The sequence below is a fragment of the Litoribacterium kuwaitense genome (assembly GCF_011058155.1).
In the GTDB taxonomy this organism is placed as follows: domain Bacteria; phylum Bacillota; class Bacilli; order Bacillales; family DSM-28697; genus Litoribacterium; species Litoribacterium kuwaitense.
In genome coordinates this window covers 12,683-31,529 of sequence record NZ_JAALFC010000008.1, presented here as the reverse complement: position 1 = coordinate 31,529, position 18,847 = coordinate 12,683, and the positions used below count along the sequence as shown (strand labels likewise).

General features: G+C 44.1%; 19 protein-coding genes. 12 read left to right on the top strand and 7 right to left on the bottom strand.

Features of this window, described 5'->3' with window-relative positions; all coding sequences use genetic code 11:
- Positions 1–182 precede the first annotated feature (182 nt).
- The 5 genes from hemQ to G4V62_RS06880 all read left to right on the top strand — a co-directional run bounded on the left by hemQ (position 183) and on the right by G4V62_RS06880 (position 6,117).
- On the top strand, positions 183–929 hold the full coding sequence (gene hemQ / locus G4V62_RS06900) for a hydrogen peroxide-dependent heme synthase (protein ID WP_165200537.1): 747 nt from the start codon (positions 183–185) through the stop codon (positions 927–929).
- Between the two features lie 352 nt (positions 930–1,281).
- The gene (locus G4V62_RS06895) at positions 1,282–1,710 is read left to right on the top strand and encodes a cell wall hydrolase (RefSeq protein WP_165200534.1); all 429 of its coding nucleotides are present in this window, start codon (positions 1,282–1,284) and stop codon (positions 1,708–1,710) included.
- Between the two features lie 15 nt (positions 1,711–1,725).
- Positions 1,726–2,169 (top strand): spore coat protein GerQ, encoded by a 444-nt coding sequence (gerQ, locus tag G4V62_RS06890; RefSeq protein WP_165200531.1) that lies wholly within the window; start codon positions 1,726–1,728, stop codon positions 2,167–2,169.
- A 179-nt stretch (positions 2,170–2,348) separates the two neighbouring features.
- Entirely contained in the window at positions 2,349–3,542 is a 1,194-nt protein-coding gene (locus G4V62_RS06885; RefSeq protein ID WP_165200528.1) for an FtsW/RodA/SpoVE family cell cycle protein, read from the top strand.
- A gap of 205 nt (positions 3,543–3,747) precedes the next feature.
- Positions 3,748–6,117 carry a putative bifunctional diguanylate cyclase/phosphodiesterase gene (locus tag G4V62_RS06880; protein WP_165200525.1) on the top strand — a complete coding sequence of 790 codons (2,370 nt, stop codon included), beginning with the start codon at positions 3,748–3,750 and terminating at the stop codon, positions 6,115–6,117.
- Positions 6,118–6,218: 101 nt separating this feature from the next.
- Here the strand turns inward: G4V62_RS06880 and G4V62_RS06875 are convergent, their stop codons facing one another.
- Entirely contained in the window at positions 6,219–6,590 is a 372-nt protein-coding gene (locus G4V62_RS06875; protein ID WP_165200522.1) for a DUF423 domain-containing protein, read from the bottom strand.
- Positions 6,591–6,733: 143 nt separating this feature from the next.
- Between G4V62_RS06875 and pxpB the strand changes: the two genes are divergently transcribed.
- The 3 genes from pxpB (at position 6,734) to G4V62_RS06860 (ending at position 9,562) form a co-directional block, all read left to right on the top strand.
- Positions 6,734–7,450, top strand: coding sequence for a 5-oxoprolinase subunit PxpB (gene pxpB, locus G4V62_RS06870; RefSeq protein ID WP_165200519.1), 717 nt, complete (start codon positions 6,734–6,736; stop codon positions 7,448–7,450).
- A 367-nt stretch (positions 7,451–7,817) separates the two neighbouring features.
- Positions 7,818–8,612, top strand: coding sequence for a LamB/YcsF family protein (locus G4V62_RS06865; protein ID WP_165200516.1), 795 nt, complete (start codon positions 7,818–7,820; stop codon positions 8,610–8,612).
- Positions 8,612–9,562 (top strand): 5-oxoprolinase subunit C family protein, encoded by a 951-nt coding sequence (locus tag G4V62_RS06860; protein ID WP_165200513.1) that lies wholly within the window; start codon positions 8,612–8,614, stop codon positions 9,560–9,562. The genes G4V62_RS06865 and G4V62_RS06860 overlap by 1 nt, the downstream gene beginning before the upstream one ends.
- Here the strand turns inward: G4V62_RS06860 and G4V62_RS06855 are convergent.
- Complete coding sequence (locus G4V62_RS06855; RefSeq protein ID WP_165200510.1) at positions 9,555–9,845, bottom strand: hypothetical protein; 291 nt, start codon at positions 9,843–9,845, stop codon at positions 9,555–9,557. The two genes, G4V62_RS06860 and G4V62_RS06855, sit on opposite strands and share 8 nt — an antisense overlap.
- Before the next feature lie 69 nt (positions 9,846–9,914).
- Positions 9,915–10,226, bottom strand: a complete 312-nt coding sequence (locus tag G4V62_RS06850; protein WP_165200507.1) for a YwdI family protein — start codon at positions 10,224–10,226, stop codon at positions 9,915–9,917.
- Positions 10,227–10,355: 129 nt separating this feature from the next.
- Here G4V62_RS06850 and G4V62_RS06845 point away from each other — a divergent pair, with 129 nt between their 5' ends.
- Positions 10,356–11,222, top strand: coding sequence for a C39 family peptidase (locus G4V62_RS06845; protein WP_246218302.1), 867 nt, complete (start codon positions 10,356–10,358; stop codon positions 11,220–11,222).
- Between the two features lie 54 nt (positions 11,223–11,276).
- Here the strand turns inward: G4V62_RS06845 and asnB are convergent, their stop codons facing one another.
- A complete protein-coding gene (gene asnB / locus G4V62_RS06840; protein ID WP_165200504.1) occupies positions 11,277–13,172 on the bottom strand; it encodes an asparagine synthase (glutamine-hydrolyzing) in 1,896 nt (631 codons plus the stop codon).
- A 199-nt stretch (positions 13,173–13,371) separates the two neighbouring features.
- Here asnB and G4V62_RS06835 point away from each other — a divergent pair, with 199 nt between their 5' ends.
- From G4V62_RS06835 to G4V62_RS06825, 3 genes are all read left to right on the top strand, one after another.
- Positions 13,372–13,908, top strand: coding sequence for a methyltransferase family protein (locus tag G4V62_RS06835; protein ID WP_165200501.1), 537 nt, complete (start codon positions 13,372–13,374; stop codon positions 13,906–13,908).
- Positions 13,909–13,924: 16 nt separating this feature from the next.
- Positions 13,925–15,439 (top strand): phytoene desaturase family protein, encoded by a 1,515-nt coding sequence (locus G4V62_RS06830; RefSeq protein ID WP_312855446.1) that lies wholly within the window; start codon positions 13,925–13,927, stop codon positions 15,437–15,439.
- Positions 15,440–15,714: 275 nt separating this feature from the next.
- Positions 15,715–16,311, top strand: a complete 597-nt coding sequence (locus G4V62_RS06825; protein WP_165200496.1) for a hypothetical protein — start codon at positions 15,715–15,717, stop codon at positions 16,309–16,311.
- Positions 16,312–16,452: 141 nt separating this feature from the next.
- On the opposite strand, the gene G4V62_RS06820 is transcribed toward G4V62_RS06825, so the two are convergent.
- The 3 genes from G4V62_RS06820 to G4V62_RS06810 all read right to left on the bottom strand — a co-directional run bounded on the left by G4V62_RS06820 (position 16,453) and on the right by G4V62_RS06810 (position 18,778).
- Positions 16,453–17,007, bottom strand: coding sequence for a general stress protein (locus G4V62_RS06820; protein WP_165200494.1), 555 nt, complete (start codon positions 17,005–17,007; stop codon positions 16,453–16,455).
- Between the two features lie 120 nt (positions 17,008–17,127).
- On the bottom strand, positions 17,128–18,186 hold the full coding sequence (locus G4V62_RS06815; protein WP_165200492.1) for a Gfo/Idh/MocA family protein: 1,059 nt from the start codon (positions 18,184–18,186) through the stop codon (positions 17,128–17,130).
- A 178-nt stretch (positions 18,187–18,364) separates the two neighbouring features.
- Positions 18,365–18,778 carry a universal stress protein gene (locus tag G4V62_RS06810; RefSeq protein ID WP_165200490.1) on the bottom strand — a complete coding sequence of 138 codons (414 nt, stop codon included), beginning with the start codon at positions 18,776–18,778 and terminating at the stop codon, positions 18,365–18,367.
- Positions 18,779–18,847 lie beyond the last annotated feature (69 nt).

Sequence of the window (18,847 nt, the reverse complement as noted above, 5' to 3'; positions counted from 1 at the left end):
GCTTCATAAGACAAAACCACACAGGGCAATCATTCTCCTTTAATTCCGGCAAAGTTGTATACGTTCTGTGACATCATGCTCCCTTGCTTTGGGCGCTTTTCGTAATTGTGATATAGTATGATTGACGTAACCTAAAATCATACATTGACCTTTTAAAACTATTGAAGGGAGTTTGAACATAGATGAATGAAGCAGCAAAAACATTTGACGGTTGGTATGTTCTCCACGATTTTCGGACGGTCGATTGGACTGCTTGGAAACGACTCACAAGTGATGAGCAGGCAGGTATTCTTAAAGAGTTCAACGAATGGCTAGATCGTCTTGATCTTGTCCAGAAAGAAAAGAAAGGCAGTCACGGATTATTTACAATTGTTGGTCAAAAAGCAGACTTGCTTCTCATGACACTTCGCCCAACAATGGACGAGTTAAACGACATCGAAACTTCATTTAATAAATTGACATTGGCAGAATTTCTCGTGCCTGCATACTCCTATGTGTCTGTCGTCGAGCTTTCAAATTATATGGCTTCCGGCAGCGAAAATCCTGAGGAAGATCCACGTATCCAAAACCGCTTAAAGCCCATTCTTCCAAAATGGCAGTATGTCTGTTTTTACCCAATGGACAAGCGGCGTGATGGCGAAGACAATTGGTATATGCTTCCAATGGACGAACGACGTGAGCTCATGTACAGCCACGGAAAAATCGGCCGTAGCTACGCCGGCGCTGTCAAACAAATTATTTCCGGATCAGTCGGCTTTGATGATTGGGAATGGGGGGTCACTTTATTCTCCCAGGACGTCCTGCAATTTAAAAAACTCGTCTATGAAATGCGTTTTGATGAAGTAAGTGCACGTTACGGTGAATTCGGTTCGTTTTATGTCGGGCAACGTTTGCCTGTTGAAGACATCGCCTCGTATTTTCATGTCTAATGCTGCCACTCCTCTCAGGGCCTCTCTGATAATCAGTCAGAGGGGCTCAGCCTGTTGGCATACCCTCGCATACGTCGACCGTCTCGTCTCCTTCGTCCTCTTATGAACTGAGGTTCTATTCGGGGCTTCCTCGACTTCACGCTTAGGCTGACAAAGAATTGACGAGTTGCTAAGATATGAAAAAAGTGCTGACAAAATTAAGAAATAACATTCTCTACATTTTGCGCCTCTCTGACTAACAGAGGGGCTTTTTATGTGCGTTCTATATGTTCAGAGTACTATCTCGCTCAGGACGTGCATACATGTAGATAATGACTACACCATGACGATACAGGAAAAGCGAGGTGGTCATATGGCCGTCGTTCCTTATAACGAGAAGGAAGTGGAATTGCTCGCAAGACTGATGAGGGCCGAAGCGGAGGGCGATGGAGACTTAGGCATGTTGCTCGTCGGTAATGTTGGTGTCAATCGTGTCCGTGCCAGATGTCTGGATTTTTCTGACATCAATTCGTTGGAACGTATGATCTTTCAATCTCCGGGGGGCTTTGAGGCAACACAGAAAGGTTACTTCTATCAACGAGCTCGAGAGAATGAAAAGAGACTTGCCCGCCAAGTGATTAAAGGCATTCGGTATGATCCTGGTAGCTATGCGCTGTACTTTTTCCGTCCTCCTGGTGGCTGCCCGACCCAATGGTTTGGTCAGTATAACTCTGGCCGCTACAAGTCGCACTGCTTTTTTATCCCCACCCAATCTGAATGTCCAGCCGTATACGGCGGATAGAAGGGAGAAGTGAGAATGTCAAAACATCAATATGGCATGACTGGCTCTTATTACGGTTATCCATCTCAAGGTCAAGGTCAATACGGCTACTATCCTTCTTATGGTTACAGCCCACAGCCTCAGCAAATGAGCCCACCCCAAGCGACTCAAGGGGTTTCCGACACGCCAGGCATGCTTCCGCTGCAACAGTCGTATATTGAAAACATTCTGCGGCTAAACCGCGGAAAAGAAGCGACCATCTACATGACCTTTGGTGAAAGCGAAGAATGGAATTCAAAGATTTTTAAAGGGATCATCGAAGCCGCTGGGCGAGATCACATCATCATAAGCGACCGAAACACAGGAAAGCGCTACTTGTTACTCACCATTTACTTGGATTACATTACCTTTGATGAAGAAATTGCGTATGACTACCCATTTGGCCAAGGCGGTGGACAGTCAACATATCCGCCACGATAAGCGTCACACGAACGATAGATAAAACCGGGGCATTTTGCCAGCGGTTTTTTCTTTTTTTCTTCAAAAAATGAAGCTTTTGCACGCACTCATTCGTCTAAAAAAAAGAACAATTCTAAGAAAACGCCCTATCATTGGTTTATTATATTAACAATGCTTCAAGATGTGAGGTGGTCACGATGATGAGAGATAACTCGACCAAACGGATTTCGGATCGAATAGACTGGACATTGTTTTTGCTGCTTCTTTTACTGTCAATCTTTAGTATAGCTAGCATTTATAGTGCACAAATGGCAATGCCCGATAAGCAAAATTTTGCTTTTAAACAAGGGATCGTTTTATTAGGTAGCACATGTATCATTTTTGTCATGATGTTATTTGAACCAGAACAATACGAAAAAATGACCTGGTACTTGTACGGCTTCTCCTTATTTGTTCTTTTGGCACTTCTGCTCGCTCCTGACTCAGTCGCTCCAGTTATTAAAGGGCAGCAAAGCTGGTTTGTCCTCCCGGGGCTCGGCACACTTCAGCCTTCGGAGTTTGCCAAAATTACATACATCATGGCGATGAGCCTCATTTTAAAAAGGCACAAAGACGTTCACATATCAAGAAGTCACAAGACTGATCTGTGGTTAATCGGAAAGCTTTCGCTTTGTACGATGGCTCCGTTAAGCTTAATTATGCAACAGCCCGATTTCGGCACAAGTTTAGTGTTTATCGCGATGCTCTGCGGCTATATTTTAGTATCGAGCATTCCGTGGCATTGGATTTTCCTTGTTTTTGGAAGTGGTGGGGCGATTGCCGGAGGAGCGATTTACATCGCTCTTTCTAAGCCCGAATGGCTTGAGGCAGTCGGCGTGGAAAGGTATGCACTGGGACGCCTCTATTCATGGCTGTCTCCCCAAGAGTACGCAAGCGGGGACGGACTGCAGCTCATTCGGTCGATGATGGCCATCGGATCTGGACAAATGGACGGAAAAGCTTACGGTGAGCGTGACGTTTATATTCCCGAAAGCCACACAGACTTTATCTTTAGTGTCATTGCCGAACAATTCGGATTTATTGGAGCGAGTTTCTTAATCGGCATTTTCTTTTTACTCCTCTACCATTTAACCCAGATCGCTATCACGACGAGAAGGGCTTATGACTCGTATATTTGCATAGGCATGATTTCAATGCTTTCGTTTCACATCTTTCAAAATATCGGGATGACAATGCAGCTTCTTCCGATCACAGGCATTCCGCTTCCATTCATTTCATATGGCGGAAGCTCGCTCTTAAGTAATATGATTTTAATAGGACTCGTTTTTAGCATTCGATTCTACGAAAAAGAGTTTATGTTCGAGTCGGACCGCACAGATGTTCGTTTAATGTAGCCGCTTTTTCAAATTTAAGTCGACTGCTTTTCTTTCAAAGTAGTATTATTTACTTAAGAATCATTCTAAAATCATGTGTTATCCATAGATTTTTTTCACGAGATAAGCTATTATACCTATATTAAGACTTTTTATGTTTTTTAATAGTCTCAAATACCCATTTAACATGACCGTCGATTTGTTGTTAAAAGGAGTGAACTACCTCATGCCTTCTTCTATGGACCAATGGCTCTTCGTTCTACTTTCGTTTATTGTTGCTTTCGTATTTTCTCATGCCGTATTACATATCTCTAGCCACTTGTCTCAGTCTAGCTTACGGCGGTCATGGTTCTGGATTGCGAGAGGAGCTCTCACTCTAGGATTCGGTCACTGGGCGATCTTAATTATGGTAAAAATCTCTCTTGGTCGCTTATCAATATTGACTGAGCCCTCTATTCATATGACCTCCATGATGTTATTTACTCTTGCTTCGTTGCTTGTATTTTACCTCGTCAGTTTAAAGACTGTCAGTACTATTTATCGAGTCTTAGGTGCATTAGGCATTAGCATCAGTCTGGGATGGATTTATGCATATGAAATGAATTCACTTTATGGAAGCCTTGGGCTATTCTTTTTAACCATAGGTATTTTTTACGTAAGTGCTTATTCCTTGATTTTAGTACTCGAGGATTCCGCAAAGGCTTCAGAAAATAATAATCAACCGACATCTTTGTGGCTCCGTACGCTTATGATGAGTGGCGGCATCACAGGCATTCATTATGTAGGTGCTTCCACCACGCTCATTTCACCCTTATCACCTAATCAATTGCAAATACTCGTTTCCTTGATCGGGGCGATCTTTTTCTCTGTATTTATTATGGTATTCTCCGCCATGAGATATAGCACATATCGACGTACGCAATCACGCTTGTATGAAGCTGCTTTGATGAGTTCTCACGATGCAGTTATCATCACTGATGAACAAGGTACGATCATTTCTTGGAATCATGCTGCTAAAGACATATTTGGATATGAAAGTCACGAAGTCTCAGGAAAGCCTATACATCTCATCCTGCCGGATCATAGCGTTCCAGCAGTCAGTGACAGCGGAGGTTTAAAGACTCACTTCAACTCGTCTCAACCAAATCTTGAGCTTGAGGGGAAACAGAAAAACGGGCAATTGATTTCTGTAGAAATGACTGTCTCTTCAACTGTCATTGGTCAACGCACAATCGTGACAAGGATCATCCGTGATATATCCGTTCGCTTGCGTGCACAGAAAAAAATTCAGCAACTCGTATACCGAGACGACCTCACAAATTTGCCAAACAGGCGCCTATTACACGAGCAACTTGATACCCATATAAGGCAAGCAACAAAAAATCAAACGTCTTTAGCTGTTATGTTTATTGACCTTGATCGCTTTAAAAACATCAATGATGTGTTCGGACATAAAGTTGGCGACAAGCTGCTCATTGAAGTGTCGCATAAAATTCAAAGCTGCCTTCGACCAACAGACGTACTTGCACGCCTAAGTGGTGACGAATTTGTCGTCGTTCTCATTGATAGCACGGAATACTCGGCAGGCTTGACAGCGAAACAAATTATACACATTTTAAATGAACCGATTAAAATCGACAGCAACGACTTATACATCTCTGCGTCAGCAGGTCTAAGTATGTTCCCCGGCGATGGAATCAATTCAGATCACCTACTCAAAGCCGCAGACCTTGCAATGTATCGAGCAAAGAAAAACGGGAAAGACAACTATGAATTTTTTACCCATGAAATGAATGAGGAAATGTCTAAAAAACTGATCATGGAAAATGGCTTGAGACGAGCTTTAGCAACAAATGAATTTGAATTGTTTTATCAGCCTCAGGTTAATAGCACTATGGAATTCCAAGGCGTAGAGGCTCTTTTGCGTTGGCAACATCCGGAATACGGTTTAATGCTACCAGGCTCATTTATCTCATTGGCAGAAGAAACGGGGTTAATTCTGCCAATTGGAGAATGGGTACTAGAAGAGGCGTGCAGGCAAGCAAAAGCTTGGCAAGATGAAGGACATATCATACCGCGTATGTGTGTCAATATTTCTTCCCTTCAATTTCAGCAACGCAACTTTGCAGAAATCGTCGAGCGAACGCTACAAAATACAGGGTTAGCCCCTCACTATTTGGAGCTTGAGCTAACAGAGTCGATTGTCCAGCGTCCGGAGCATGCCGTGCCACTCATGCAGAAACTAAAAGCATTAGGGGTAAGGCTGTCCTTAGATGATTTTGGCACAGGATATTCGTCACTCAGCTATTTAAAAGATTTTCCTTTAGATACGCTAAAAGTCGATCGCTCATTCATTAAGGCGATGAATGAAGGCCCGAAGAATCAAGCGATTGTAAACACGATCATTAACATGGCCAACAGTCTTAATATTAACGTCATCGCCGAGGGGGTGGAAACGTTCGATCAGCTACATGCACTCCAACTCAAAGCTTGCGAAGAATATCAAGGCTATCTCTTTAGTACGCCTCTAGCGAGTGATCACTTTATTGAAAAGCTACAAAAAGGCGATTTTTTGCCTGCCGTCCAAAAGCCTTAACATTCTTCCTAGTGCATTCATAATAAACCCGCAAGCCTTATTGAATCCATCCTCCAAGCCTCGTTGTGAGAAGGTATTCAATAAAGGTCTGCGGGTTTTTTTTACGCATATTTGAAAGCGGCGATGGCTAATAAAATCCATCCAGCTAAAAACAGAACACCACCAATTGGAGTCACCGCGCCAAGAATGGTTTTCCCGGTCAACGCCATGACATACAAGCTTCCAGAGAAAAACACGATTCCTGCGACCATTAGCCATCCCGACCAAAGTAAAAGAGGGGTTTGAAAGAAGGAGGAAACGATTGCGACGCCTAGGATACCGATCGTATGAAACATTTGATAAAGCACCCCGGTCTGATAATTGGCTAGCATTCGCTCCGATACTTTTCCTTCAAGACCATGTGCGCCAAATGCACCGATGGCCACTGCTAGAAATCCACTAATACTACCAATGACTAAAAATAGCTTTAACATACGTTATTGATCACCTGCCTTTAAAGTGGTGGTTAAACTAGTCCGTATTCAGACGTTCTCTCTTTTAGTATACTAGAGATAGCATTTTCCTTTCCACCCACTCTGTGACAATCGTGTGATGACCGAATGAAAGGAGCTTGGCATTGACAAAAATTCATTATACCTTGCAACCTGATGGTGACCAGGCCATTCTCGTTCATTTCCCTTCTCTTCCTGATGGCAAACGAGCTTTTTTGCTGAAAAAAGCACAGCTGCTTCCAAGCCAGCACCTCGGAATTGTTGATATTGTCGCCGGTTATGAAACCATCCATATCCATTATGACGCACTCATTTTTTCCTATAAAGACGTCTGTGCAATAATAAACCTATTTTTAAAAACGCTCTCTTTCCCTGCAAACACGCCATACGGAAAGCATTGGTTGATCCCTGTATGCTATGGAGGTGAAGTCGGGCCTGATTTAGAAGCGGTCGCTAGCCATGCCGGGATGACAACAGATGAAGTGATTGACCTCCACAGTCAACAAACGTATACGATACAGTTTATCGGCTTTTTGCCTGGCTTTCCCTATTTGAAAGGACTGCCAAAGCCATTGTCGATGGCGAGGCGCAGTAACCCGCGTCCGCACGTTCCAGTTGGAAGCGTAGGAATTGGAGGGCAGCAAACTGGCATATACCCCGTCGCTTCCCCTGGAGGCTGGCAGCTGATTGGCCGCACCCCACTACCTCTCTTTTTACCTGACAACGATCCGCCTTGCTACTTGAAAGCTGGAGATACGTTGGCTTTTCAACCGATTAAGCGTGATGTTTATGAGGCGTTACACCATTCTCCACACCTATGGAAAAATGATCATATGTTGTGAACGACTCACCACTGAACTCGCTTGAGGTGGGGGCTTCTTATTTCTACGACGAAAGCAACCTTCATCTTCATGAGTGATTTCGGACACTCCAACCCTTGATGTCCTATAATTCGAAGTTTCTTTATTGACTTGGCTATTTCACGCACGAATCCTTCGTTTAGGTTTCGCTTTTTTGTTTCTCCATGCAACGTCATCTATCCAGTTGCCAAAGAACACTTCTTGAACACACACCAACATATTCGCTCTATTAATACGTCAAAAGGTGCGCTTGTTGACAAGCCAATCTATCTCCGCCTACTCATTTAGGCTATATTCCTTGCGAATGGAGACTTGTTGGCTAAGTTAGTAAAAAAGGAGTTGAGAGATGATGCATTCATCCTTCTCACAAACGATTGATGTGAATTGTGATCTTGGTGAAAGTTTCGGTACGTATACATTCGGTATGGATGAGGAAATCATGCATTTTGTTTCATCTGTAAATATTGCCTGCGGCTTTCACGCTGGCGACCCACAAGTGATGAGACACACCGTTCAAAAAGCCAAATTAGCCGGTGTTGCCATAGGAGCACACCCTGGCTTACCTGATTTGCAAGGCTTTGGTCGCAGAGCCATGGCGGTGTCCCCAGAAGAAGTGTATGCAATGATGATTTACCAGATCGGTGCACTGCTACAATTTTGCTATGTGGAACAAACGATACTGACACATGTTAAGCCCCACGGCGCGCTATATACGATGGCAGCGACTGACAAACAGATTGCCGAAGCGATTGCCCAAGCGGTCGCCGATACTTCAGCAGACCTTTTGCTTTACGGTCTGTCCGGGAGTGCGCTCATTTCAGAAGGGAAACGCGCGGGACTGCAAACAGTGGCGGAAGCCTTTGTCGATCGTACCTATCAGCAAAACGGTCAACTCACCCCGCGAGTGCATCCACATGCCCTTCATACATCACGGGATGCGGCATTGGCTCAAGCGCTTTCGCTCGCAACCGCGCAACGTGTCCAACGTGTCGATACAGAAGGCGATTCCTATGTACATGTTCCTTGCGACAGCTTATGTATTCACGGAGACCATCCAGATGCACTTTCATTTGTAAAAGCATTACATACCGCATTTGCTGAGCAGGACATTCGCATTCAATCACCCGGAAAGGCGACATTGTGATGAATACGATTAATATGTTTTACGTTCATCAATCAGGCTTGCAAACGACACTTCAAGACGCGGGACGATATGGTTATCAATCCATTGGTTTAGGTCCTGGCGGCGCAATGGACCCTTTTGCATTCAAGGTCGCAAATCTCTTAGTTGGTAATGAGCCAAATACGTTAGCGATCGAGGTCGCGCTTGCTGGTCCTACGCTTGAGTGCCTTCACGAAACCATTATCGCCATCACAGGAGCCAACCTTTCGCCTACGGTCAATGGGAAGCCTGCACCAATGTGGCAAGCATTGCAGCTGGAAAAGGGTGACGTCGTAAAATTTGGAAAGCCGATATCCGGCGCCCGAGCATATATTGCGGTGAACGGAGGGTTGCACGTGAACACTATATTAGGGAGCGGGGCCTTTCATTCAAAGGCTGATATCGGTACGTTGATACGTACGCATGATACGTTGACGGGGAAAGTAGGACAGCGTCACTTCCTATGGCGGAAAGCCCTTTCGCTATCAGCAAGACCTAAGTATGATCAGCATGTCGTTTTACGTGTGCTCTCGGGTCCAGATGAAGCGCGGTTTACGAAAAAAAGCACTGAGGCATTTTACCACAGTGCTTTTACCGTCAAACAAGGTGATCGTATGGGACTCTTCCTTGACGGTGTGCGCCTTTTTGCAAACGGCGATCACCTTCTATCTGGAGGCGTGACCTGGGGGAGCGTCCAAGTTCCTCACTCTGGAAACCCCATCCTGCTCCTACAAGACCGGCAGACAACTGGTGGTTATCCACGAATAGCGACCGTGGCTTCAATGGAACAATCAAAAGTCGCACAGCTTCTGCCAGGTCATACCGTTGAATTTAAAAAGATTAACGTCAGAGAAGCCCAAAGACATTTGCGTTCTCAACATCGAACCATGAATATGCTTGCAATTCGTGCCTTAGGACATCCCATTACGTAAGTAAATAGAGGGACAACGTTTCTTTCGTTTCTTCCATTTCCTCCAGCGCAAGCTCTTCGTCGATATCAATGGTAATATCATATTGGTCGTCATCAATGAAAAATTCAAAATCTGACATCCCTTGAGAATTGAAGAACACCTCAATTTCTTCGGCGAGAGCTTGAGCGTGCGGAGCCTTTTTGATCCCGATATAATCGCTGTTCATATAAATGTGATATTGCTCCAAGGAACGATCGGCTGCAACATCAGATGAGACCTGTTGCAGTTCATTTTCGGTCTCCATCCTTATTCCTCCCATTCATCCCCACCGACATATCGTAGTGTGCGCCCATTTTTTTTCTTTATGCGCTTGTTAGAAATCAAAAATACTATCTCCATTAGCTTCCTCTTCTTCGTCTTCTCCAAATGACGGATGTTGTTTGTTTTGACGAAAGGTTGCTCCTTGCATAAGAGCTAATTCATCATCAGAATGCTGCTTTTGTGGCGACACTTGTCTAGTAGCTTTCACGTCTTGAACTTCTGCCGTTAATACGAGATCTGCCATCGCCCGAACGGCTGCAATCCGCTCACGTACATGCTGATGATGTCCATCGTCCTGCTCTGTAAGGGCAGCATCGATTTCTTTTTGCATTTGCAGCAACAGCTGACGGTGACTGATTGTCATAAAATCGCCTCTTTTTCCAGTGAATTTATCGTGCAAATCAGCCGATATAAGTCATGTGGACTATGCTCATACACCGTTTTATACGATGTAAAATTAACTTTGTCCTCTCAGCGAAAGGATGTGATGGTTTTGACTGACATTCAGTGGCTTTTTGTCGTCTTATGCCTACTCTTATTGTTGATCGGCTTTTTAAAGCTTTTACGCACCCGAAAAACAACAATCTTTATTACGTTTATTTTATTTTCAGGTTTAATGTGCCTTGGTTTCACTGTAAAAAATGACGCTTTTTCGATGCAATGGCTCGCACAAGCATCCCCTGGCGGACCCTCGACTATGGGTGTCTCGCAATCAAGCCATGTTCCAAAACAGCTTCCGCGACCAGATGAGCAACGGATTAACGTTCCCGGCATTAAACAACACCCTGAGCTACCACGAGGATGTGAAGTCACCGCCTTAGCCATGCTCTTACAGCATGCTGGCGTCGAAACAGATAAAATGACGCTCGCCGAGGAAATCGCAAAAGATCCGACACCTTATGAAAAAACAGGTGATAAAGTGACATTCGGAAATCCACATATCGGCTTCGTTGGCGATATGGAAGACCTTCGTCAGCCAGGCTTCGGTGTTTATCATGGACCGATTCAGGATTTAGCAGAGTCGTACTTACCTAATCAAACCGTTAATTTAACTGGCTTGCCTTTTGCATCTATTTTAGAAACAGTGGGTCAAGGTCAACCTGTTTGGGTCATTACAACCATTCACTTTGCGCCCGTTCCACAATCCGACTTCACGACATGGCAAACAGACGCTGGACCAATTACGACGACATACCGTGAGCACTCTGCCGTCATTACCGGCTATAATGACACACATGTGTTTATTAATGATCCAACTGATGGAAGCACCAATAAAGAAATTCCTATGGAGCAATTTAAGCAAGCCTGGGAGCAAATGGGCTCACAGGCAATAACCATTCAGCAATCCTCTCCATCATAGAAAAACGCGCACCATTAATACCGGTGGGCGTTTTTCTATGGGAGCATAGCCTGTCTATACAGACATCGCTTGCTGATTGCCTAGCATCTCAGCCTCAAAATCATACACTCGCTCCACGTATATTTGATGCCAAAGCATAAACATTAACACCGTCCAGATTTTCCGACTGTAATCGCCCTTACCAATACGATGATTTTCCAACAGCTCGAGTACGACAGCTTTGTTTAAATATTTTTCTGTCCCACTCACCTGAATTAAATTCTTTGCCCAATCATACATTTCATTTTTTAACCAATGGCGGATCGGTACTGGAAAACCTAATTTCTTGCGGTCGAGCACGTGTGACGGCACGATGTCGCGCATCGCTTCGCGCAAGATCGCTTTCGTCGTGCCTCCTGTGATTTTCAATGACGGATCAAGGGTAGAAGCGACTTTAAAGACTTCCTTGTCCAAAAATGGAACACGTAGCTCAAGTGAATGTGCCATCGTCATTTTGTCTGCTTTGAGGAGAATGTCTCCACGAAGCCAAGTATGGATATCAATGTACTGCATTCGATTCACATCTGGATAGCCTTGAATCGCGTCATAAAGTGGTTTCGTCATCGTTTGGTATGCTTGTGAAGCATCATATGACTGAAGAAGTCGTTTCTTCTCTTCCTCAGTAAACATTTTCGCATTTCCAATATAGCGCTCTTCGAGAGGCGTACACCCTCGTTCGATAAAGCTTTTCCCACGCATTCCTTCAGGAAGAACGGCTGCAAGCTTGCGGAGCAGCTTCTTAAACGTCACAGGAATATAGTTAAACGGTTGAAGTGACTGCGGCTCACGATAAATGTTATATCCACCAAAGAGCTCATCTGCCCCTTCCCCTGAGAGAACGACTTTAACGTGCTTGCGAGCTTCCCGAGCAACAAAATAAAGCGGAATCGCTGCTGGATCTGCCAGCGGATCGTCCATATGCCAAATAATTCTTGGAAGCTCGTTCATATACTCTTCCGGTGTAATCATATGGAAGATATTTTTAACACCAAGTACCTCTGCCGTTTCCCGAGCTACATCTACCTCACTAAAACCTTCATGGTCAAATCCTACAGAAAAAGTCAAAATGTCCGAGTGGAAATCTTTAGCAATCGATACGATGGCTGAAGAATCGATCCCGCCAGATAAAAAAGACCCAACCGGTACATCACTGCGCATATGTACGCCGACGGAATCTCTTAGCACGTCTTGAATTGCAGTCATTGCTTCATCACGACTTTGCTGTACCGGTGAAAATGAAGCTTGCCAATAGGTTTCGATCGCCAATGGTTGTCCTGGCTTTTTCGTAAAACAATGACCCGGTAATAGCTTCTGAATATCTTCGTGCATACTAAAAGGTTCCGGTACATATTGGAAAGTTAAATAGTGCTGAAGCGCTGTCTCGTTTAAGTCGTGGTCTGCTTCTGCCATCAGCAAGCTTTTTTTCTCAGATGCAGCGAGCAATCGCCCGTCCTGCTCCTTGTAGAAAAAAGGCTTTATGCCAAATGGATCTCGAGCACCAAACGCCTCTCGTTTCTCTTTATCCCAAATGATAAAAGCAAACATGCCTCTTAAACGCTTGACTGCGTCTTTTCCACGCGCGGCAAATAAAGCGACAATTGTTTCTGTATCCGACTTCGTTTCAAACGTATACCCTTCTTCTGCCAGCTCTGCTCGCAACTCGATATAATTGTATATTTCACCATTAAAAATAATCCAGTATTTTTCATTTTCATAACTTAACGGCTGATGTCCGCTTTCTACATCAATAATGCTAAGTCGACGAAAACCAAATTGTACGTAGTCATCTTGGAAAAATCCAGCGTCATCGGGACCTCTATGCGTAATGACATTGGTCATTTGTTTAAACGTTTCATTGACCTGTTCCTGCCCCTGTGCTGCATCCCATACACAACCTACAAATCCACACATGGTAAGGTCTCCTTCACTTCAAATTCATTCATCATCGTAGTATATCATACGCTTCGTTTGTCATACAGCTTTCCACAAAACGTTGACAAGTTTTCAAAAAAGTAATGTAAATTTTCATTTAACATTTTTGAAAATTTAGCCTAATTGCTGTTTCTCGGCGCTTAAATACGGGAAAGGTCATTGAGGGAGGCGTGCAGGCATGTGGGTTCAACTTATTTTTATTGTAGCAACGCTCGCTTGGGCATTAGAAGGTGTTCTTTTCCGCTCGACAAAAAAAGTGCGCGATGCTTCCTTCACTTATGTGACAGCAGCGATGCTTTTTACGATTACTGTCATTATTCTTGATGGCATTTTCCACTGGTCAACCATTGAAAACACCGTGCTTTGGCAAAGCTTAGGCGTTTTGCTTTACGCAGGAGGAATTTGCTTACGTTACTGGGGCATTATACAAATGGCAGGCTCTTTTTCTCGCCTCGTGCAGCGTCCAGAACGATTAATCTCTTCAGGACCTTTTCAATTTTTACGTCACCCGCTTTACTTCGCACTGCTATTAGTGACGACAGGTCTAAGCCTTTACGTTGGCACGACTTTCGGGTTGGTGTCTTCGGTGCTTTTGCTATTTCCTGTTTTAGCATGGCGGGCAAAAAATGAAGAAAAAGTATTACACAAATGGTTTGGCGCACCCTATCTAGCTTATGCAAAGAATAAAAAGCGAATCATTCCGTTCATTTATTAGGAAAGGTGGAACACAATTGAAAAAAGCAATCGTTATTGGTGGCGGTTTAGGTGGCTTGGCTACAGCAATCAGATTGGCGGCAGAGGGATGCCAAGTCACTTTACTAGAAAAGAATGAGCGCGTGGGTGGTAAATTAAATATTCGGAGTGGATCAGGCTACACCTTTGACACAGGACCTTCCATTTTAACGATGCCTTGGGTATTAGATAGCCTTTTTGCTAGTGCAAATAAAAACCGTGCCGATTATATGGAATTCATCCGCATTGAACCTCAATGGCGTACCTTTTTTGAAGACGGAACGACAGTTGATTTAACGTCGGATCTTCCAAAGCTTATGAGGCAGCTTGAAAGCATCTCTCCCGTTGCTGCCACAGAATTTTTCAGTTACCTTTCCTATTCAAAAAAGATGTACGATACGTGTTTGAAAAGCTTTTATAATGAAAGTATTTCCGGCGTCAATGACCTAAGAAAATTACATACACTGGAGGAATTGATGTCCCTTGACCCGATGCGAACTGTGGCACAAGCATCCGCCAAGCACTTCTCTCACCCTCACTTGCAACAGCTGTTTAACTTTCTCGTCATGTACGTCGGCGCGTCTCCTTACCAGGCACCTGCCGTTCTCTCACAGCTTGCCTATGTTCAGCTCGGCTTAGGTATTTATTATGTCAAAGGCGGAATGTACAATATCGCTCGTGGAATGTCACGCCTTTTAGAAGAACTTGGTGTTCACGTTAAAACGAATACTGAAGTCGAGGAAATTGTTACAAAAGGAAGCCAGGTCACTGCGGTCAAGACGACAGAGGGAGAAATATTTGAAGCCGATGTCATCGTTTCTAACTTAGAAGCGATTCCATCGTATACGATGCTGTTTAAAGGAAAAGGTGCTTCCCGAGCTAAGAAGGCGTTAAAGCAATTAAAAAAATTCAATCCAAGTGTCTCTGGCCATGTCATGCTGCTAGGGATGGATCGAGCGTATGATCACTTAGCCCATCATAACTTTTTCTTTTCCAAAAACCCTGAAAAAGAATTTTCACAAATGTTTACCGATCGTATTCCGGCAGATGATCCGACGATCTATATTGGCGTTTCTGCGAAGACCGACGCAAGCCAAGCCCCCTCTGGAACAGACAATCTTTTTGTCCTGACACACGTGCCACCAATGGCGATGGACGAAGACCAATGGACGACGGATGCTGAACACTACCGCCATGTCATCATGCACAAGCTCAACCGAATGGGTCTCCCCCTCCATTCAGACAATATTGTTTGGGAGCACCAGTTTACACCGACCGACTTGAAACAGCTTTATGGTGCCAACGGAGGCTCGATATATGGCACCGTAGCCGATAAAAAGGTGAACGGCGGCTTTCGCGTTCCTAACCGCAGCGAAGTGTTTGACAACCTGTACCTCGTCGGCGGATCAACGCACCCCGGTGGCGGCGTACCAATGGCAACACTGTCTGGCTTGTTGACCGCAGAGCTGATGATTGAAAATCATATTACACCACTACGGAAGGCACGTGCTTAAATAGAAAGATCCCCATAAGATTCAATAGTTAAGAGCTGGGCTTTCCAGCTCTTATTTTTATATTTATGACCTAATGTGGTTTTTGGAAATGTGTTGAAGCAGCACAAAATGACAAATCAGCTAGGGGATATTAAGTAAACTTCAGCATTCAGCTAAAAAAAGAAGTCAATGATGCAAATTTGATGGAAGAATGATCCTACAGTGATACATCTTCCGTTTATATTAAGACTCGTAAGGCAATCACCTTACAAAAAACATTACTGGAGGTTCAAATCATGAAAAAGCAGTTTTTAACGAAAGCACTTATTGGCGCAATGGCTGTAGGAGCAATGGGCGCTGTTGGTGCGAATGAGACATTCGCTCAAGAAAATACGACTTCAAAAGTGGTCGCTGCTGCACCAGCTGAAAACGCGAAAGCGCACAGCCTTTTCTTTGACTTCGATACATTTAACCACGAATTGGTTCAAGGTGAAGGCGACGACGTCATCATGTTAATGGACAAAAAAGAAAACCGTAACGTTTTCTTTTCTTGGAATCATGAGAAAAACACAGACGTTGACGCAGCGGCCAAGGAAGAAAAGCAATCTAAGGAAGACTACGAAGGATTTTCCGCTGAAATCGTTGAATCTGACCTCAACGTAACTTCTACAAAAGTGGTTGATACGTATAACGAGGATGGTTCTTCAACAGCTGTTTACTTTATCGATGACAATGCTGGCGGCGTCTACCGCGTCTTTGTAAACACAATGGCACTTGAAGCTTTCACAAGCGATGAATATGTCAACGATGTGTTAGAAAGTATGGAAGTTGTTCCAAAAGCGGAAAACGAAAACTTGAAGAATGTTAAAACGATTCAAATCCTGGGTGGTTAAGTAAACACATTCTTTAAAACCGACAATCCATACACGTTCAAACTCAAATGGTATCTTTAGGTAACTGAACACACCCCCCTATGTATAGCTGTCCCTAGCCGGACAGCTTTTTTTCTCCGCACGAAAATCGTTAAGAAAAAATTACGTACTTTTTTTCTCATAGATATGAGCATCTTTTGCTTGATGTCCAGAAAACCTCTTTAAAACAGAGTTACTTTCGGCTTCTGTATTTGTTTCTACAACAACAAGCACATGGCCTGACTGGATGAGCTGCTCATAATGACGAGCATCTTCTTTCGGTACACCATAACCGATCAGTCCACCTATCAAACCTCCCGCTCCAGCACCTACCGCCGCACCCGTAAGCGTAGAAAGCAGCGGACCTGCAGCAATGACAGGACCGACGCCAGGCAAAGTAAAAGCAGCCAATTCCGCAAGTAAACCAGCAAATCCACCTGTTAGCATGCCACTAGACAGTCCCAGACCTAAACCTTTTTTTGTGGCGTTCTCCTCCAAAGAGGCTAAGGCATCTTCTGCTCCTGTTTTCTCAGCAACCTCTTCACGATCTTCTTCATCTCTCGCAACGATAGAAATCTGCTCTTCATCATAGGCTCTCCTTTTAAGAACCTCGATGATGCGTATTGCATCTTGGCGATTTTGCAAAAGACCTGCGACAACATATCGCCGTTCTGTCAAATGTATCTCCTCCTGCATCCCTTGACTTACTGCACTATTCCCCGGTTTTGGCAGAACTCAAACGACGATAAAATAGCCCTCAGGTGCAAGCTATGCTCCTAGAGGGCTGAAATTATATATTTAAAACACAATTTCCTTTTGTTGTTTTGCTGATTCGTATATGCCGGTTAACATTTTCATGACTTCTACGCCGTCTTCGACCGGGCTTCGATTCTCTCCTTCACCGAAGCAATATTGAATAAATCCTTCAATTTGTGCTTGAAACCCTTTTTCAAAGCTAAACGTACGCTCATCGACCTGAGGTTCAATATTTAAAATTGTATGATGCTTCTCCCCAACGAGATACAGCTCAGGCTCAATTTCGGCTCCACCCTTGTCGCCAAAAATGGTGGCGCTTAATTCATCTTTTCGCTTATGTAATGTAAAGCTACAATCGACTGCCAACGAAGCGCCATTTTCAAAGCGAATAAGTGCATTGGCTAAATCTTCAACATCATTTTTCGATGCATCGTAATCTGCCGCTTTATAAAACTCTAAATTTTTAATGTTCGGCCGGTTACCAAGCTTTTTATAAGTGTTCGCTGAAATCGATGTCACTTTCGGACGACCCATAAGATACCAACACAAGTCAATGACATGAACCCCTACATCAATGACTGGTCCGCCACCAGAGCGCTCAATATCCGCAAACCAGCCGCCAGGGTTTCCTAAACGGCGAAGCACCGATGTCTTCGCATAATAAATGTCACCTAAGTCACCTGCATCAATAAACGTTTTAGCCAAGTCCGTATTGCCTCCAAAACGGCGAACGAAACCGACTTGAAGCTTCCGTCCTGTCCGTTTGACTGCCTCCTGAACCGCATACGCTTCTTCCATCGTTTTACAAAGTGGCTTTTCGACAAGGACATCTTTCCCTGCTTCTAACGCTGCAATCGCAATTTCCGCATGGCTGTTATTCCACGTACATATCGAAACCGCTTCCACATTAGGGCTTGCTAAAAGCTCATGATAATCGGTATACACATCAGCGATATCGTACGTTTTTGCTTGCTCGCGCGCACGCTCTTCATTCATATCACAAATCGCCTGTAAATGTGCGTGTTCACTTGCCTGATATGCACCTAAATGAGCATGACTAATGCTTCCTGCACCAATGACGCCAATCTTCAGTTGTCTCATTCGTTTCTCCCCTATCTGATGATTTCATGTTAGGGTGATTATATCGAAATCTTCATTAAAAAGGTATAGATTTTCACTATTTTATAAAATATAAACAGATTTTTTCACTCGCGGGATCGAGCGGACAGGAAAAACGTTTGCCATCCATCCTTCCTGGCCGTCTTTTTTCATGGCTTCATTACTTAATAATGAGAACAGGCCATTGTACACGTTTAGCTACTTTATGACTAACGCTCCCAAGCACCATGCTTTGTAATTTGTTCAGCCCCCGACTTCCGATGACAACACAATCATACGGTCTGCGGTTGGCAAACTCAACAATTGTTGGACCTGGCTCTCCGTGCAAGAAAAAGACTTCAACAGACAGCGACGTATTTGCAAATACATCCTCTACCCGCTTCATGCGCTGACGCCTTTCCTGCTCGATTTCTTCTTGACTTTGGTGATGTAAGACATCGTGTTTGGACGAGCTGCTATCTATGACGTATACGACCTCGACCGTCCCGTTTCCACCAGTCATTTCGACAACTTTTTCAGCCGCACGGACTGAGTGATCAGAACCATCCGCGGCAAGTAAAATATCTTGTAACACTCCCGTTCCCTCCTTTAATTGGGCATCTCCTTAACTTGTTCTTTATACCTTAGGTCAAATCCTTTGTCA

What these genes read in the sequence shown, in the direction of transcription:
- hemQ (WP_165200537.1), top strand. Translation starts at nt 183, where the DNA reads ATGAATGAAGCAGCAAAAACATTTGACGGTTGGTATGTTCTCCACGAT.
- G4V62_RS06895 (WP_165200534.1), top strand. Translation starts at nt 1,282, where the DNA reads ATGGCCGTCGTTCCTTATAACGAGAAGGAAGTGGAATTGCTCGCAAGA.
- gerQ (WP_165200531.1), top strand. Translation starts at nt 1,726, where the DNA reads ATGTCAAAACATCAATATGGCATGACTGGCTCTTATTACGGTTATCCA.
- G4V62_RS06885 (WP_165200528.1), top strand. Translation starts at nt 2,349, where the DNA reads ATGAGAGATAACTCGACCAAACGGATTTCGGATCGAATAGACTGGACA.
- G4V62_RS06880 (WP_165200525.1), top strand. Translation starts at nt 3,748, where the DNA reads ATGCCTTCTTCTATGGACCAATGGCTCTTCGTTCTACTTTCGTTTATT.
- G4V62_RS06875 (WP_165200522.1), bottom strand. Translation starts at nt 6,590, where the DNA reads ATGTTAAAGCTATTTTTAGTCATTGGTAGTATTAGTGGATTTCTAGCA.
- G4V62_RS06865 (WP_165200516.1), top strand. Translation starts at nt 7,818, where the DNA reads ATGCATTCATCCTTCTCACAAACGATTGATGTGAATTGTGATCTTGGT.
- G4V62_RS06860 (WP_165200513.1), top strand. Translation starts at nt 8,612, where the DNA reads ATGAATACGATTAATATGTTTTACGTTCATCAATCAGGCTTGCAAACG.
- G4V62_RS06855 (WP_165200510.1), bottom strand. Translation starts at nt 9,845, where the DNA reads ATGGAGACCGAAAATGAACTGCAACAGGTCTCATCTGATGTTGCAGCC.
- G4V62_RS06850 (WP_165200507.1), bottom strand. Translation starts at nt 10,226, where the DNA reads ATGACAATCAGTCACCGTCAGCTGTTGCTGCAAATGCAAAAAGAAATC.
- asnB (WP_165200504.1), bottom strand. Translation starts at nt 13,172, where the DNA reads ATGTGTGGATTTGTAGGTTGTGTATGGGATGCAGCACAGGGGCAGGAA.
- G4V62_RS06835 (WP_165200501.1), top strand. Translation starts at nt 13,372, where the DNA reads ATGTGGGTTCAACTTATTTTTATTGTAGCAACGCTCGCTTGGGCATTA.
- G4V62_RS06825 (WP_165200496.1), top strand. Translation starts at nt 15,715, where the DNA reads ATGAAAAAGCAGTTTTTAACGAAAGCACTTATTGGCGCAATGGCTGTA.
- G4V62_RS06815 (WP_165200492.1), bottom strand. Translation starts at nt 18,186, where the DNA reads ATGAGACAACTGAAGATTGGCGTCATTGGTGCAGGAAGCATTAGTCAT.